This is a genomic window from Thermosynechococcus sp. TG215 (genome assembly GCF_031583455.1).
Lineage (GTDB): Bacteria > Cyanobacteriota > Cyanobacteriia > Thermosynechococcales > Thermosynechococcaceae > Thermosynechococcus.
This window is the reverse complement of the sequence record NZ_CP134178.1, coordinates 2,258,382-2,272,273: the sequence shown is the minus strand read 5'-3', so window position 1 is coordinate 2,272,273 and position 13,892 is coordinate 2,258,382. Positions and strand designations below refer to the sequence as shown.

The following is a 13,892-nucleotide window of genomic DNA, read 5'->3' as shown; positions in this document are numbered from 1 at the left end:
AACAACGTTCGCTAGGTGTGCTATGTACTTAGAATTTAAGGCCAGCCAATCTGTGCGCCTCAGTATTGCAACGCCCACGGCCCTTCTGCAGCACTACCTGCGCCAACCCCAGCGGCTGGTGTATGCCCTGACTGACCCAACACGGGTGGAATTTTTGGGTAGCGATCGCTTTCGCCTCAAGATGCGTCCCCTTAACTTTCTCATGGTCAGCTTGCAGCCCACGGTGGATCTGGCTGTCCATGCTAATAGCGATGGCTCTTTACAATTGCGCTCCCTCGGCTGTGAAATTCGCGGCGTGGACTACATTAATCGCCGCTTTCACCTTGCGCTCCAAGGCTATTTGTCTCCCCAAGCAACGGCAAACGGCACGGATTTGATTGGTCTAGCTGACTTGCAGGTGGACGTGGATATTCCGCCGCCTTTGGATCTCACACCGCGCCCGATTCTCGAAGCCACCGGCAATGGCTTACTCAAGAGCGTTCTGTTAACGATTAAACAACGCCTCAGTCAACACCTTGTCGCCGATTATCAACGCTGGCTCACGGAAGTGGAAACCAATGGCAGTGGCGATTGGCTCACGCCTGTCCCTGTCAGTTCCAGCTAAAATTTCCCTACAGATAGACCTGCTTGGTGCTGAGTAATTGCCCAAGGCCAAAGAGTCCCCGCTGGCAACCCCTTGCAGCAGCACCAATGGCCAAGGCATCCAAGCGCTCTAGTTGGGGGGGACGATTGACAAAAACCAGGGGAGTTTGCACCTGCTGATAAAAGGCACGGCAGTCTTCGTAGCTGCTGGCAATAATCCCACTGGCGGCGCTGCCATACTGGTGAATCCAATGCACTGCGGCGGTGAGATCCTCTTCGTAGTGCCACGCCAAGCGTCGATCCAGATAGGGGAGTGGCCACTCACTGGCGTCCACGAGGGGAATTTCAGGATAGTTGCGGTGTAAGTGCTCATCCACCCCCTGCTTGTAGCCCGCTTGGGTGAGTTCATTGATCACAAATGCCAGATGGGAGGGATTGACATTACCGAGCACAATGACCTTTTCAATGGCAAGGGCGCGATCGGGATTGGCTTGGTGGCTGTGCTGAATACAGTTGAGGACACTCTCTGGCGACACCGAACCATCCCAAACCAGATAGGTATTCCCAAGGGAAAGAGAGACCAAGGGACAGCGAGCAGCAGCGCGTTGCTCGGCCACAAAGCGGGAGCGGCCATAGACAAGGGCGAGATCAACAGCGACGGGATCCGCAAGCCAACTGGTTGGACTCAGGGAGAGGGTTTGAATGGTGGCTTTGGGCAGACTGGTTTTACTGAGGGCGGCCTCGATGAGACTGGCGATCGCCCCAGCAGTATAGCGGCTACTTTCACCACTCCAGAGCACAAGGGCATTTCCCGTTTTGAGGGCCATGCCCGCCAGCATCAAACTTAAAGTGGGTAGCCCTTCATAGACCAAGGCCACCACCCCCAAGGGCACGGCATACTGAAACCGCTCGGGTCGCGTTGGCAATGATTGCTGCCATGGATCTGCAGCATGGTAGAGGTGCTCTAGCCACTGGCGAATACGGTGCAGGCGCTCATGGGTCAGCCGTAGCCAGCCAAGAACAATCTGGGACACTGCTAAATCGCGGCTAGATTCAAGATCGAGCGTATTTTGCTCCAACAGGAGGGGTTCTGCTGTTGCCAACTCCTCAATCAATCGCCGAAGAGCGTCCTGACGGAGGGCATAGCTGGCTTGGCTGAGGTGTGTACTGGCGACCCGCGCCCCCCTTAGCGGCTCAGGCAACATGGCCGCAGCGCATTCAACGACGGGAGAGGGCAATCCAGACTAGAAATGCCGGTGTCAGTGCAATCAGCAGGGAGGCAATAATCCATAGCAGCCCTTCAGGTTTTAAGGACAATTGTAGAAGTAAGGGCAGCCACAGGAGAATAGGCATCAATAAAAAGAAGCTCAGGCCAATCGCAAAATACCAATAGCTTTCTGAGAAGCCCCGCTGCAACTGATTCCACTGCAATCCTGTCCAATACCATGCGCGTTTGTAGGGATAGGTGGTGGCCAACTGCTCAATCGAATAGCCATCGGGACGGACGACAAAAATTTGCTGACAGCGCCGACAGCCAAAAGCTTCCGTGAGGGCGATCGGCATCAACTCCCCTTGGCGACGACAGGGGCAGGGGTAACTTGCATCGAGATCCAGTTTGTGAGGTTTAATCGGAGCCACGGTGGCTGTCCAAAACGCAAACGACAGAAAATGATTCGATGGCGGGCGATCGCTCGCCTACTGATACAGCATACAAAGAGAATTCTGTTTTGCCTGTGACTTATACAATTTGTTAAAGATAGCCGCGAAAGGGGGATATTTCGATTTTTCTGCAATGAGAGAATGTAGGCTAGGATACAGTTCTGCTGCAACCCCTCCTGATCATGATTCCCCAAGATTTTCTCGACCAAATTAACCCCGATCGCTACATTGTTCCCGTGGGGGGGAAATTTCACTGGCAGGACTATGATCCTGCGGATACCGCTGGCCTCAAAAGCAAAGTCGAAGCCCAAGAACTCCTTGCCGCTGGCATTAAGAAGCTAGCCGCTTACCAAGATGTTCTCTATGCCCAGAATATCTATGCGCTGCTGATTATTTTCCAAGCGATGGATGCAGCGGGCAAAGACAGCACGATCAAACACGTCATGAGTGGCATTAACCCCCAAGGCTGTCAGGTGTATAGCTTTAAGGCACCGAGTGCCGAGGAGTTGGATCATGACTTTTTGTGGCGCGCCAACCGCGCATTGCCAGAGCGAGGCTGTATTGGTATTTTTAATCGCTCCTATTACGAAGAAGTTCTTGTGGTGCGGGTGCACCCAGAGTTGCTGAACCGTCAACAACTTCCCCCCGAAACCAAGACCAAGCACATCTGGAAAGAGCGCTTTGAGGACATTAATCACTACGAACGTTACTTAACCCGCAATGGTATTCTCATCCTCAAGTTTTTCCTGAATATCTCCAAAGCAGAGCAGAAAAAACGCTTTTTGGAGCGCATTAGTCGCCCGGAAAAAAATTGGAAATTTTCCATTGATGACGTGCGCGATCGCGCCCACTGGGATGACTATCGAGACGCCTATGCCGATGTCTTTCGCCACACCAGTACCGAATGGGCACCGTGGCACATTATTCCCGCCAATCGCAAGTGGTTTGCCCGCCTCATGGTGGCTCACTTCATTTATCAAAAGTTGGCGAGTTTGAACCTGCACTACCCAATTGTTAGTGAAGCCCACAAAGAGCAGTTACTGGAAGCCAAGGCATTACTGGAAAACGAACCTGACGACGAGGAATAACGGCTGCCACTGCCTCCCGAAATCGAGGAGCTTGGGAACATCCTTAGGCAGCTCCATCCCCTTGGGGAACCTCTTGCCATAGGGAGGTTGTTTCCCGCAGACTTTGGTAATCGCCATTGCCGAGAATTAAGTGGTCAAGCACCGGAATGCCCATAATTTGTCCCGCTTGCAGAATTTGTTTTGTCAAATCCAGATCCGCTTGACTGGGGACTAAACTTCCTGAGGGATGGTTGTGGGCAATGATCAGGCGGCTCGCATTGCGACGCACTGCTTCACGGAAAACTTCGCGGGGATGGACAAGGGTTTCTGTGGCGGTTCCCACCGTAATCACATGAGACCCCAATAGGCGATGGCGCACATCCAACAAGAGAACGGCAAAGCGTTCCGTCGGTTGCCACATGAGATCAGTACTGAGGACAGCAGCGGCAAGGGCAGGATTGTCAATGATCGTTTGCTCCCCCGGTCGCGACTGAAAGACCCGCTTCCCCAACTCCACAGCTGCCAGAATGGTCGTGGCTTTGGCGGGGCCAACACCAGGGATGGCCATCAATTCCTCTGGGGTAATGTCGCGTAAAAGGCTCACAGCATCGGTACTGTTACCACTGCGCTCCCCCAACTGTTTGAGGATAAATTGTCCTAAGCCCACGGCTGAGAGTTTGCCCGCCCCTTGACCAGTCCCCAGTAAAATCGCCAACAGTTCTGCGGAACTGAGATAGCGGGCACCTTGGCTGAGTAGCTTTTCACGGGGGCGATCGCCGACGGGCAGATCAGCAACACGGAGGGAGTAGGACATGACAGCAGCGATCAAGGGAATTGCTAAAAAGCATATCAAGATTTGCTTGTGGCAGCGTTGGGACTGGTTTAGAGAGATTTGCAAGAAGTAGTTGACTTTTATTTGCAAATAGTTCAAGCTAAAGAAAGTAAAGAAACTGTTTTCCTCTGTTCAGCCTCAATGAACGTATTGCGAATCTACTCCTAACTTTTCCTAGGGGGCAGGTGAGAGTTGCCTGTTCAGAAGTGCTGGGGGCGATCGCCCGATTGCCCTTGAATATCCTATAAATCGAGGCTTGCAGATACTTTGATCATGATTGAGGAGTGAATAATGGCGAGATCGATCGCGGTCTGGCTGGGGCTAGCTTTGGCTCCTGCTTGGGGAATGTCAGCGGCATTAGCTGCGAATCAGTTGCAAGACACACCCCATACGAGTGATGTGAGTGCCTCTAGATTTCTTGATGATGACTTGCAACAAGTGACTCATTCAGTAAAATCACCCTTGCAAGTGGCACAAGTGCCAGCAGTGGCGGACTTAGAGGCTCAAGCTCCCCGACTCCCTGCCCCCGCGCCGTCTTTGGGAATGCAGCGGACAATGCCGCAAGTAACCTCAGTGAATCAACTCTCGGATGTGCGCCCCACGGACTGGGCCTATCAAGCCTTGGCCTCACTGGTGGAGAAATATGGCTGTATTGCCGGTTATCCCGATGGCACCTTTCGCGGCAACCGTGCCGCCACACGCTTTGAGATGGCTGCAGCCTTGAATGCCTGCCTCGATGTGATGAGCGATCGCTTTGCCAGCAAGGAAGATCTAGCTACACTTCAGCGGCTGGCGGAGGAGTTGAGTAGCGAATTAGCGGTGATCAAGGGACGGGTGACAAATCTAGAAGGTCGCGTTGCCAACCTTGAAGCGACTCGATTTGCCACCACTACTAAACTACGCGCTTCAGTCATCTTCAATGTGTCCGATGTCCTCACGGGCACCCGATCCGTTCCTGCTCCCGGTCGTGATCCCACCATCGAAGACAATCCCGTTGCTACCTACCGCGCTCGGCTGAACTTTGACACCAGCTTCTATGGCAAGGATGTCCTGCGGGTGCGCATTCAGGCGGCCAATATGCCTAACTACGGAACTGTTACCGGTACCAACATGGCACGGCTCAGCTACGACACCAACACTGGCGGCCAATTCACCATTGACGACCTCTACTACCGCACCCCTCTAACCAACCGCCTGTTCCTTGCCTTTGATGCATCAGCAGGCAATTTCGACAAGAATGTCTTTACCTTTAACCCCCTCTTGCAGTCCGATGAAACGGGAGCCATTAGCCGGTTTGGTCGCTTTAACCCCCTCTATCGCTTCGGTGGCGGGGCTGGCTTAACACTGCGCTATACCCTCCTTGAAAATAAAGAGCGGGGCACTGGCCTAACCCTAAATCTGAGCTATCAGGCACCGAACGCAGCTAATCCAAATCGAAATACACCAAATACTAATGGTCTCTTCGACGGTGCCTATGCCGCCTTGGCTCAACTCGACTGGCGACCTGCGAAGAACCTCGCCATGGGATTTACCTATGTGCGCTCCTTTGGTGTCAGTGTTGCTGGCGGAACAGGAAGCAGTGGGTTTCCCGTTTTTCCCGGCTCTGCTGCCAACCCCATCGGCAATAACGCCAATGCAGCCGCCGATAACTTTGGCTTTCAGTTTACCTATCGCCCTATTCAAAAATTCAACATTGCAGGCTGGGTCGGCTACTCCAATGTCTATCAGGTACAAGGATTCACAGGCCCACGGCGAGAAGCAGAAGTCTTAAACTGGGCCGCCACCTTTGCTGTACCGGACATCTGGCGCAAGGGCGATGTTCTGGGTTTGATTGTCGGCCAACCCCCACAAACCATTAGCGTTCGTAATGTGCCGGGTGCCCCCGGCGCAACCTTTAACTCCTACCACATCGAGGGGTTGTACCGTATTCCGATCTCGCGGAATATTTCAATTACACCTGGCCTCATTGCCGTGGTCAATTCCAACAGCAACAGTAACAACGCGCCGCTGCTTCTGGGGGTTGTGCGAACGACATTTAGCTTCTAACGCCTTGCATCTTCCCTGCCCAATGGGGCGGAGTTTCACTTTAATCTTTAGGGGGTTAGGGCACTCTAAAAGGGCATCTGCTAAGGTAGGGGTACAGCCCTTTTCTGGGGCGCACAAAATAATTGCTAAGGTTGTTGAGTACTCACTTGGGAGCATTGCCCTATGTCCGAAGAACAAGTTTCGCCACCAGAGTCCCCGACTCCCGAACCTGAAACAGAAGCCGTCAGTCCAGAAGAGGTCACCGAAGCGGCAAAAGCTCTCCTTGCTGCTCTGCAACGGTTTGCCGCCGCTCAAATCAAAGCCCTACCAGCAGATGTACAAAAAGCCCTTGAAACGGCGATCGCAGAGCTGAAGTCGAATGCTGATACCGTCTCTAGCCATGTCAAGGATTTTGAGGAGCGACTCAAAGCGGCGTGGGAGGTGCTAACAGCAAAGAAAGAGTTGCCCAGTGGTGGTGATGGCGAGTCCTAGTCCGTTATTGCTTGAGCCATTCCCTTGGCAGGAGACCCTCCAGTGGCAACCCACACCCCAACAGCAGGAACAGTTCCAACGCTTCTATGGGGCAATCCTCGCAGCCAACCAAGGGATCAACTTGACGCGGATTACGGCAGTCCCTGATTTCTGGGAGAAGCACCTCTGGGATTCGTTGCGGGGGATTTTGCCATGGCTTCAGCCTACTGGGGGAACACCTTGGGGAACTAAGATTCAACAGGTCATTGATATTGGCAGTGGCGGTGGTTTTCCGGGGGTACCGGTGGCGATCGCCCGCCCCGATTGGTCAGTGATCCTCCTTGAAGCGACGCAAAAGAAAGTCAAGTTTTTGCAATCCCTACCGCAAACAGTTGATTTAGCGAACATTCACCCTGAATGGGGACGGGCGGAAACCCATGGCCGCCGCTATGATTTGGCGCTCATGCGAGCCGTGGGAAACCTTCGTCGTTGTTGTGCCTACGGTTTGCCCCTATTACGGTTGGGGGGCATTTTAGTCCTGTACCGGGGTCAGTGGAGCAAAGAGGATGCCCAAACCCTAGGAACCCTGCTGCCGCGATACCGTAGTCAACTCCTAGAGATTCAGGCCTTTACCACCCCCTTGAGCCATGCCCAGCGCCACTGCGTTTACCTTCAGCGTCAGGGTTGAATGAGTGATCTTGTCCTCGTGGGGACTCTTGATGTAAATAAATATGACAATTGATGGTTTGGAATTTTCGCCATACACATTTAGGGGGGGATCAGTTATACACAAATAGAGAGCAAACCAACAGATGTATTGAATTGATTGGTTGGGGCAATTTGGCAAGTTTCGGAGGAATGACCGTCAATGTTTAGCGATAATAATACAGGTTTTACAAACTGGCTCGCCGATCTCGTCAATGGAATCGGTCTGGCATGGTGGGTCAAGATAGACACGAAAACACCCCCCTGCACCTACTACTTTGGCCCTTTTTTGACCCAAGCTGAAGCAGAAAGGGAGAAGCAGGGCTACATTGACGACCTGAGGGCTGAAGGAGCAGAGGGCTTGGAAGTGACGGTGATGCGCTGCCGCCCTGAAAAGGTGACCATTGAGGTCGAAAAAAAGACGCGGGTGCCCCTTAGTGTCGGCACGACATAGTCACCTGAAAACTGGTTCTAAAACTCTCCCTTTGAGGGCAGTGCACTCTCTCAGTTTTCTCCTAAACAGCGCCACTGGATGCCAACCCCAACAGGGCTATGTTCAGCAAGATGACTAAGGCGGATGCGATTCTCTGGGCGATCGCCTTTATTACGGGGTGTGTTTTCAGTTTCTTTCAGTGGGGCTGGCTGGGGGTCTTGGCTCTAGGCGGGATGCTTTACAGCGGGCGGCGCTGGGGCGGTAAGGTTTGGCTGCGCCTGCCTTCGAGTCAAAGTTTTGCGATCGCGACCCTCGTTGCCCTTTTGGCAATGGCCTATGTGTGGCTGCGCACCCCCCAGCCGGGGGTGAATGACATTAGCGGTTTAGTGCCGCGTCTTGAGGGGTTGAACCTACCGTCAACGGTGCTCGTCGAGGGGCGTGTTGAAACCACACCACTGCCTAATCGCGCTGGGCGACGACGCTTTTTCCTAGGGGTGGAGCGTTATCAAAATCTCAGTCCAGTACCGGCCCAAAGTGGGGTGCTGCAAGGGAGAGCCAGTGGCCGCCTCTATGTGACACTGCCAGCAGCGGCAGGGGCAAAGCTACATCCCAGCCAACGGATCCAGATTTCGGGGCGGCTCTATCTACCTCGTGGGGGGGGCAGTGAGTTTTTTCGTGCCTTTAACTTTCGGCGACAGCTTCAGTTACAGCACACCTTTGCCGGCTTAGCAGGCAACAAGGTCACGATTTTGGATCAGGGATCACCTTGGGGGTTGTGGGCACTGCGGCAGCGGATTATTCAAGTCCATGCCCAAGGGTTGGGCGATCGCTATGGTGCTGTGGTCTCGGCAATGGTGCTGGGAAACCGCGCGGTGGCCATTCCCTTTGAGGTGCGCGACAGCTTTCGGCGCGTGGGGCTATCCCATGCTCTGGCGACCTCGGGGTTTCATACGGCGATTTTGTTGGCAGTTGTCTTGGCGGTGGCGCGTTTCCTGCCGCAGCAGTGGCGCTATGGTTTGGGGGCTGGGGTCTTGGTGCTCTTTGCCTGTTTGAGTGGGTTTGCCCCCTCAGCAATTCGCGCTGTGTTAATGGGCTTGGCGGGGTTAGTGGCTTTGGTGAATGGTCAAAAGGGGCAACCCCTCGTGATCCTGCTGGCGATCGCCACTGCCATGCTGATCTACAATCCCCTGTGGATTGAGGACATTGGCTTTCAGTTAAGTTTTCTGGCCACATTGGGTCTCATTGTCAGTGCTCAACCGATTAGCGATCGCCTCGATTGGTTGCCAACACCCCTGCGCAACCTTGTCGCGGTGCCCCTCGCGGCCACCCTTTGGGTACTGCCCCTCTCTTTGGCAATCTTCGGTATTTTTCCGGTGTATGGTCTGCTGGCTAATGTCGTTGCCCATCTGCCCCTGGTTCTCTTGACGGTTGGCGGCTTCATCAGTGCAATGGTCGGCCTTCTCGTTCCGCCTGTGGGATCGGCGCTTGCTTGGCTCCTCTACTATCCCACGGCCTTCCTCCTGTGGCTGATTCAAACCATCGGCCAGTGGCCGGGGGCAACGATCGCCCTTGGCAGCTTAGGTTGGCTGCAAGTTGTTGTTCTCTATGGCCTGATTGTCCTTGTGTGGCTGAGTCCTCGCTGGCGGCGCCGCTGGTTTTTGCTGTTTACCTTTGGTGTCACTCTGGTTCTCGTGCCCTTTATTCTGCGCCAAAACACGCTGTTTCAAGCTACGGTTCTCGCCAATACACAGGTGCCGACACTGGTGATTCAGCAACCAGCGGGGACAGTGGTGATCAATGGGGGGGATTCCCAAGGGCTAACGGCTTTCTTGGCTCAAGAGGGCATTAACCGCATTGATTGGGCGGTGGCCAGCGATCGCCAGTACCGTCAACAACAGGGCTGGCGCGACATTCATCGGATCACCCCAATTCGCCAGTTTACGGATGTGCCAACGGCCAAGAGTGATCCTGCCTACCGGGAAATGTTGGCCACCCTCAAGGTGCCCCATCAATCGCTTCCCCTGCGGCAACCCGTTCAACTGGGTCAGGTGAAAATTACTGTCCTGCGGGCGGATCCGGCTATCTTGACCTTGGAGATGGGCAACAGTCAGTGGCTCTTTGTCAGTGATCCCAGTCGCGATGCCGCGCAAACCGATTGGCTGGCCGTGACGCCCGTGGAGCCACCGCAGGTTCTCTGGTGGTGGGGGCGAAAATTGACGCCACGCCTCTTTGAGATTGTCAAGCCACGCAGTGTCATTCTCAGTCGCAATGCCCTTGATCCGGCGATCGCCACCTACCTGAAGCAGAAACAAATTCCCTATTTTGTGGTCGGAGAAGCCCGGGAAGTGCGCTGGCAGGCCGATGGCTCCCTGAAGGCCAATGCCCCTCAAAATGATGGCTTGATTTAGGACTCGCTTTGGCGCAAGCGTAAATGTGCGGTTGCCAATGTTTCTTGGAGTACCTGCTGAATGCGCTGCGGATCGGGAGTTTTGCCCCCCATCACGTCGCCAAAATAGACACAGGCGGCTTCCCCCAAGGCCCAAGTATAGGCCGCCGCCCAAGAGGCAGAGAGCACCGATCCCAAACCTGGAATAAATTTAATCAACTGTTGCCCCACCAACCGCGCCACAAATCCGCCACCAATTGTGGTTAAGATGCCCGCGGCTTGGGAAGGCGAAAGGGTCTGACCGTACAATTGCCCCAGCAGCACCACCATCACCACCTGCACCCCCACAAGGACTGGCATCGTGGCAAAGGGCAAAGGCACTGCCGCCAAGGTTCCCGCCATCACTGCAAAGGGGGCAATGTAGCGCCGCCCCACCTGACGATAGAGGGGAGCTAGTTGATCACTGAGATGGGATTGGGCGATCAGCTCGCGGAGCAGTTGGGCTTCTGCTTTGGGCAGCACTGCCTCTAGGGTTGTAGCAAGGGCCTCAAAGCCATAAAAAACAGGGGTGTAGCCGTCTTCTTCCAACGTAAAGTCAAGGGGAATGACGCGATCGCTAATGTCAGCAAAGCGTTCCTTCAGGCCGGCGATCGCCAAGTTAACCTCAGGAGTGTCTGGCGGGTAGGGGGGATGGTTTTCTTGCTGGGGAGGATACAGCTCGTGCAGACAGGTAATGGCCAAAATAAAGGGAATCTCTGGATGAGCCTTCTTCAGTGCCTTTGCCACTTGGTGCAGGCGATCGCCCGCAAAATCCGTTACCTTGACCGTCAAAATAATCACTCGTGCCCGTTGACTTTGCTGCAACAGGTGATCCAATTCCGCCACCACCTCAGCCGTTTGCGCTGGCGTTTCCCCCAAGCCCACTGTATCCGTGAAGGTGAGCAGTGGCAGTTCAGCTGTGGGATAGTCATAGCGCTGTGTTTGCCGCGTATGGGGACGAAACCCCGCCCCGACAATACTGGCATCGGCACCCGTCATTGCCCGCACAATCGAACTTTTCCCCGATTGAGGTTTGCCAATCAGCAAGACCTCCGTCGCCGGTAACTCCTGCCGTGCCCTAGCCAAGACCTCCGCCAGCGCCGTTGCATCCACCTGAAACCAGCGACTCAGGAACTGCCCATAGGAGCCTAAGAATTTAGGCTTGGGTTTCTCCACGGGCGTCGTCACCGTAGCTGGGGGATTCGCGGTAGATCGCATCCAGTTGGGCACGGGCATCCTCCACACTGAGAGAGCGCATCACCAACAGGGGCTCATCAATCACATGGCCATCGCTATCTAACAGTTCGGGATGGGTCACCCGTGGCGGTGAAAATTGGCGTTGTGATTCAATGCCGAGGGTCAACAAACTGCGAATCAGATTAGCCATGGCCAGTAGTGCCAAGACCGTAAAGGCAACAATATAGATCAACTGCAACATGAAGAGAGCACCTCCAAGCCAAGCGCCGAGAATGGTTTAAGCGTCACAAGATTTGGATAAGCGATAGTGGTGGGCAACCTGCCAGCACTCCATCAAGAGCGTATGCCACTGCATCAGTACCTGTGTATCAACCCCCACTTGGCCGTCCGTTGCCCGAAAGAGGCTTTGGGTAGCAATCACATCGTTGAGAGCCGTCTCCACCCGTTCAAGGAGTGCCTGCTGTTCCGCCACGTTCAAGAAGGGAATCACTTCTGTCTGCAAGAGCGATCGCGATCGCGTGAACCAGTACTGAAAATCTTCGAGTAGCGGCTCCAGCAAGACCTTAAGCAGTTGAGGTTCAGGTAAATTTGAGTGCAGCATAGAGATTGATGAGGGCGACCTACTTCTATCTTAAATCTTAAACTCGTTTACATATTGTTACATTGTTAATCTTTGACTGCATCTTTCCTCGGCGCGATCGTTTGGAAGGAATCGAAGAGACGGTGTACCCTAAAAAAAGACTCAAAAATACTGATCTTGTCCCCATTACATAGTGTGCGCAGGTATGGACATCCGCGACTTTTTTGCCCAAAGTGCTGGCCGCTGGTTTTCCCAACGTACCAGTCATCACTTGGCCTTTAAGCAAACTGAGTCAGGCAAGTCTCAGTTAACCATTGAATTACTGTCTGTGGATGATCCTGCGGTCATTGCCCTGTGTCAGCAATATGACATGGATCCGGCTTGGGCAGTGTGCGGTGCACGGGTCAGTTGGGACGGCACGATGGAATGGGATACCGAAAAGCACGAAGGCTCGACGGTATTGGTGCCGATCATGGATCAGGGGTCACGGATGGAAGGCAAGCTCCTGCGGGAAATGGGCTATGCCGAAAAAGCTCCTGTGGCCGGTCGCTTTAGTATGGGCAGTGATGGTGCTCTGACACTGATTACCGAATACGAAACCATGTACTCTGAGGAGCGACTCTGGTTTGCCAGTCCCAATTTACGCCTGCGCACCAGTATTCTCAAGCGCTTCGGTGGCTTTAGCATGGCCTCCTTTTGCTCAGAAATCCGCCTAGGGGTGACGCAACCCGCCAATTCCTGATGGTCTTTCTCCACGTTGCTATTAACGTCACGGATTTGCAGCGAGCTGCGGCCTTCTATGAAGGGTTGCTAGGTCTTACCCCCGTCGATCGCCCCCTGAAATTCCCCGGCCGCTGGTATCAAATCGGTACGGTGCAAATTCATCTCATCCCAGCAGAGCAGGTGGTCGATCGCTGTCAAGATCAGCGGTGGGGACGTAACCCCCACTTTGCCCTTGGCATAACTGATTTAGCCAGTCTCGAACAACGCCTAGTGGCAGCCCAAATTCCCTTGCAGCGCAGTGCCTCAGGACGAGCCGCAATCTTTGTCGCAGATCCTGATGGCAATCTGATTGAACTCAGTCAAGTGTCCTAGAGTACCAGCTTGGCCGTTCCCAAAAACTGAATGCCCGTTGGCTCAATGGCAAAACGATAGGGCAAAATTTCCACCCCTTGGTTGTAGGCGGCGCGTAAGAGTTGTCCATAGGTGGGATCGGCACTGTCTCCCGGCGCAAAGCGATCGCAATCACCGCGATTAATAAAGTAGACCATACACACACGAGTGTCAGGTTGGGTTTGCCGTAGCCATTGCAGTTCCCGCAGATGCTTTTGACCTCGCATGGTCACCGTATCAGGAAACAGGGCTAACCCCCCTTGCGCCCAAGTGGTATTTTTCACCTCAACATAGGCAGGGGGCTGTTGGGGATGATCCGCCAAGTAAAAGTCAATGCGGCTGCGCTCTTGACCATAGGCCACCTCTCGCTGCTGAGTGCCATACCCAGCTAGTTCCGGTAGGATGCCTGCCGCCAATGCCGAAGCAATCACCCGATTGGGCAAACTCGTATTTACCCCCACCCACGTGCCATCAACGAAAATCATTTCCCACGTATAGGCCAGCTTGCGCTTGGGATCTGCATGGTAGGAGACTTGAACGGGGGCACCCACTTGGCAGATTCCTGTCATCGGCCCTGTATTCGGGCAGTGGGCTGTGATGCGATCGCCAGAGGTCAACTCAATCTCCGCAAAAAATCGCTGATAGCGCCGACAGAGAATTCCTGCTTGGAGCGGTGGATAATGCCAACACAATGTGGGAGTCACAGGCGACCCATAGAAAGCGCAAGCCTCTATTTTATCCCCAAAAGTAAAATGCCAGCCCCCCTTGGTGATATGGAAGCCAGCATTCTACGGAATATTAAA

At 54.0% G+C, this 13,892-nt stretch carries 16 protein-coding genes; 9 read left to right on the top strand and 7 right to left on the bottom strand.

Translation table 11 applies throughout. The features are described from left to right. Window positions 1–22 precede the first annotated feature (22 nt). A complete protein-coding gene (locus RHJ02_RS11125; RefSeq protein ID WP_310800224.1) occupies window positions 23–604 on the top strand; it encodes a DUF1997 domain-containing protein in 582 nt (193 codons plus the stop codon). A 7-nt stretch (window positions 605–611) separates the two neighbouring features. On the opposite strand, the gene RHJ02_RS11120 is transcribed toward RHJ02_RS11125, so the two are convergent. Together RHJ02_RS11120 and RHJ02_RS11115 are read right to left on the bottom strand one after the other, a co-directional pair. Then, on the bottom strand, window positions 612–1,787 hold the full coding sequence (locus tag RHJ02_RS11120) for a hypothetical protein (protein ID WP_310800223.1): 1,176 nt from the start codon (window positions 1,785–1,787) through the stop codon (window positions 612–614). A 13-nt stretch (window positions 1,788–1,800) separates the two neighbouring features. Then, the gene (locus tag RHJ02_RS11115) at window positions 1,801–2,220 is read right to left on the bottom strand and encodes a hypothetical protein (protein WP_206200210.1); all 420 of its coding nucleotides are present in this window, start codon (window positions 2,218–2,220) and stop codon (window positions 1,801–1,803) included. Window positions 2,221–2,423: 203 nt separating this feature from the next. On the opposite strand from RHJ02_RS11115, the gene RHJ02_RS11110 reads away from it, so the two are divergent. Then, window positions 2,424–3,329 carry a polyphosphate kinase 2 family protein gene (locus RHJ02_RS11110; RefSeq protein ID WP_206200209.1) on the top strand — a complete coding sequence of 302 codons (906 nt, stop codon included), beginning with the start codon at window positions 2,424–2,426 and terminating at the stop codon, window positions 3,327–3,329. Window positions 3,330–3,372: 43 nt separating this feature from the next. Here the strand turns inward: RHJ02_RS11110 and radC are convergent, their stop codons facing one another. Continuing rightward, window positions 3,373–4,122: a DNA repair protein RadC gene (gene radC, locus RHJ02_RS11105; protein ID WP_206200208.1), complete on the bottom strand. Its 750-nt coding sequence runs from the start codon at window positions 4,120–4,122 to the stop codon at window positions 3,373–3,375. A 309-nt stretch (window positions 4,123–4,431) separates the two neighbouring features. Between radC and RHJ02_RS11100 the strand changes: the two genes are divergently transcribed. The 5 genes from RHJ02_RS11100 to RHJ02_RS11080 all read left to right on the top strand — a co-directional run bounded on the left by RHJ02_RS11100 (window position 4,432) and on the right by RHJ02_RS11080 (window position 10,182). Next, entirely contained in the window at window positions 4,432–6,186 is a 1,755-nt protein-coding gene (locus RHJ02_RS11100; RefSeq protein WP_310800222.1) for an iron uptake porin, read from the top strand. Between the two features lie 162 nt (window positions 6,187–6,348). Beyond that, window positions 6,349–6,657: a hypothetical protein gene (locus RHJ02_RS11095; protein WP_206200207.1), complete on the top strand. Its 309-nt coding sequence runs from the start codon at window positions 6,349–6,351 to the stop codon at window positions 6,655–6,657. Beyond that, window positions 6,644–7,324 carry a 16S rRNA (guanine(527)-N(7))-methyltransferase RsmG gene (gene rsmG, locus RHJ02_RS11090; RefSeq protein ID WP_310800221.1) on the top strand — a complete coding sequence of 227 codons (681 nt, stop codon included), beginning with the start codon at window positions 6,644–6,646 and terminating at the stop codon, window positions 7,322–7,324. Before RHJ02_RS11095 ends, rsmG begins: the two co-directional genes overlap by 14 nt. A 180-nt stretch (window positions 7,325–7,504) precedes the next feature. Then, window positions 7,505–7,795, top strand: coding sequence for a DUF1816 domain-containing protein (locus RHJ02_RS11085; protein ID WP_206200206.1), 291 nt, complete (start codon window positions 7,505–7,507; stop codon window positions 7,793–7,795). A gap of 110 nt (window positions 7,796–7,905) precedes the next feature. Beyond that, a complete protein-coding gene (locus RHJ02_RS11080; protein WP_310800220.1) occupies window positions 7,906–10,182 on the top strand; it encodes a ComEC/Rec2 family competence protein in 2,277 nt (758 codons plus the stop codon). On the opposite strand, the gene RHJ02_RS11075 is transcribed toward RHJ02_RS11080, so the two are convergent. The 3 genes from RHJ02_RS11075 to RHJ02_RS11065 are packed head-to-tail and all read right to left on the bottom strand — an operon-like array spanning window position 10,179 to window position 11,997. Continuing rightward, the gene (locus RHJ02_RS11075) at window positions 10,179–11,417 is read right to left on the bottom strand and encodes a GTPase (protein WP_310822124.1); all 1,239 of its coding nucleotides are present in this window, start codon (window positions 11,415–11,417) and stop codon (window positions 10,179–10,181) included. The two genes, RHJ02_RS11080 and RHJ02_RS11075, sit on opposite strands and share 4 nt — an antisense overlap. Beyond that, window positions 11,356–11,637, bottom strand: coding sequence for a DUF2973 domain-containing protein (locus tag RHJ02_RS11070; RefSeq protein WP_149819439.1), 282 nt, complete (start codon window positions 11,635–11,637; stop codon window positions 11,356–11,358). The genes RHJ02_RS11075 and RHJ02_RS11070 overlap by 62 nt, the downstream gene beginning before the upstream one ends. Window positions 11,638–11,673: 36 nt before the next feature. Then, entirely contained in the window at window positions 11,674–11,997 is a 324-nt protein-coding gene (locus RHJ02_RS11065; RefSeq protein WP_286625093.1) for a DUF2605 domain-containing protein, read from the bottom strand. 184 nt (window positions 11,998–12,181) lie between these two features. On the opposite strand from RHJ02_RS11065, the gene RHJ02_RS11060 reads away from it, so the two are divergent. Together RHJ02_RS11060 and RHJ02_RS11055 are read left to right on the top strand one after the other, a co-directional pair. Continuing rightward, window positions 12,182–12,718, top strand: coding sequence for a phycobiliprotein lyase (locus tag RHJ02_RS11060; protein ID WP_206200202.1), 537 nt, complete (start codon window positions 12,182–12,184; stop codon window positions 12,716–12,718). Next, window positions 12,718–13,071 carry a VOC family protein gene (locus tag RHJ02_RS11055; RefSeq protein ID WP_206200201.1) on the top strand — a complete coding sequence of 118 codons (354 nt, stop codon included), beginning with the start codon at window positions 12,718–12,720 and terminating at the stop codon, window positions 13,069–13,071. The genes RHJ02_RS11060 and RHJ02_RS11055 overlap by 1 nt, the downstream gene beginning before the upstream one ends. Here RHJ02_RS11055 and sfsA read toward each other — a convergent pair. Then, window positions 13,068–13,793 (bottom strand): DNA/RNA nuclease SfsA, encoded by a 726-nt coding sequence (gene sfsA, locus RHJ02_RS11050; protein WP_206200200.1) that lies wholly within the window; start codon window positions 13,791–13,793, stop codon window positions 13,068–13,070. The two genes, RHJ02_RS11055 and sfsA, sit on opposite strands and share 4 nt — an antisense overlap. Window positions 13,794–13,892 lie beyond the last annotated feature (99 nt).

Coding starts and splice junctions, on each gene's coding strand:
- RHJ02_RS11125 (WP_310800224.1), top strand. CDS start 23: ATGTACTTAGAATTTAAGGCCAGCCAATCTGTGCGCCTCAGTATTGCA.
- RHJ02_RS11120 (WP_310800223.1), bottom strand. CDS start 1,787: ATGTTGCCTGAGCCGCTAAGGGGGGCGCGGGTCGCCAGTACACACCTC.
- RHJ02_RS11110 (WP_206200209.1), top strand. CDS start 2,424: ATGATTCCCCAAGATTTTCTCGACCAAATTAACCCCGATCGCTACATT.
- radC (WP_206200208.1), bottom strand. CDS start 4,122: ATGTCCTACTCCCTCCGTGTTGCTGATCTGCCCGTCGGCGATCGCCCC.
- RHJ02_RS11100 (WP_310800222.1), top strand. CDS start 4,432: ATGGCGAGATCGATCGCGGTCTGGCTGGGGCTAGCTTTGGCTCCTGCT.
- RHJ02_RS11095 (WP_206200207.1), top strand. CDS start 6,349: ATGTCCGAAGAACAAGTTTCGCCACCAGAGTCCCCGACTCCCGAACCT.
- rsmG (WP_310800221.1), top strand. CDS start 6,644: ATGGCGAGTCCTAGTCCGTTATTGCTTGAGCCATTCCCTTGGCAGGAG.
- RHJ02_RS11085 (WP_206200206.1), top strand. CDS start 7,505: ATGTTTAGCGATAATAATACAGGTTTTACAAACTGGCTCGCCGATCTC.
- RHJ02_RS11080 (WP_310800220.1), top strand. CDS start 7,906: ATGACTAAGGCGGATGCGATTCTCTGGGCGATCGCCTTTATTACGGGG.
- RHJ02_RS11075 (WP_310822124.1), bottom strand. CDS start 11,417: ATGCGATCTACCGCGAATCCCCCAGCTACGGTGACGACGCCCGTGGAG.
- RHJ02_RS11070 (WP_149819439.1), bottom strand. CDS start 11,637: ATGTTGCAGTTGATCTATATTGTTGCCTTTACGGTCTTGGCACTACTG.
- RHJ02_RS11065 (WP_286625093.1), bottom strand. CDS start 11,997: ATGCTGCACTCAAATTTACCTGAACCTCAACTGCTTAAGGTCTTGCTG.
- RHJ02_RS11060 (WP_206200202.1), top strand. CDS start 12,182: ATGGACATCCGCGACTTTTTTGCCCAAAGTGCTGGCCGCTGGTTTTCC.
- RHJ02_RS11055 (WP_206200201.1), top strand. CDS start 12,718: ATGGTCTTTCTCCACGTTGCTATTAACGTCACGGATTTGCAGCGAGCT.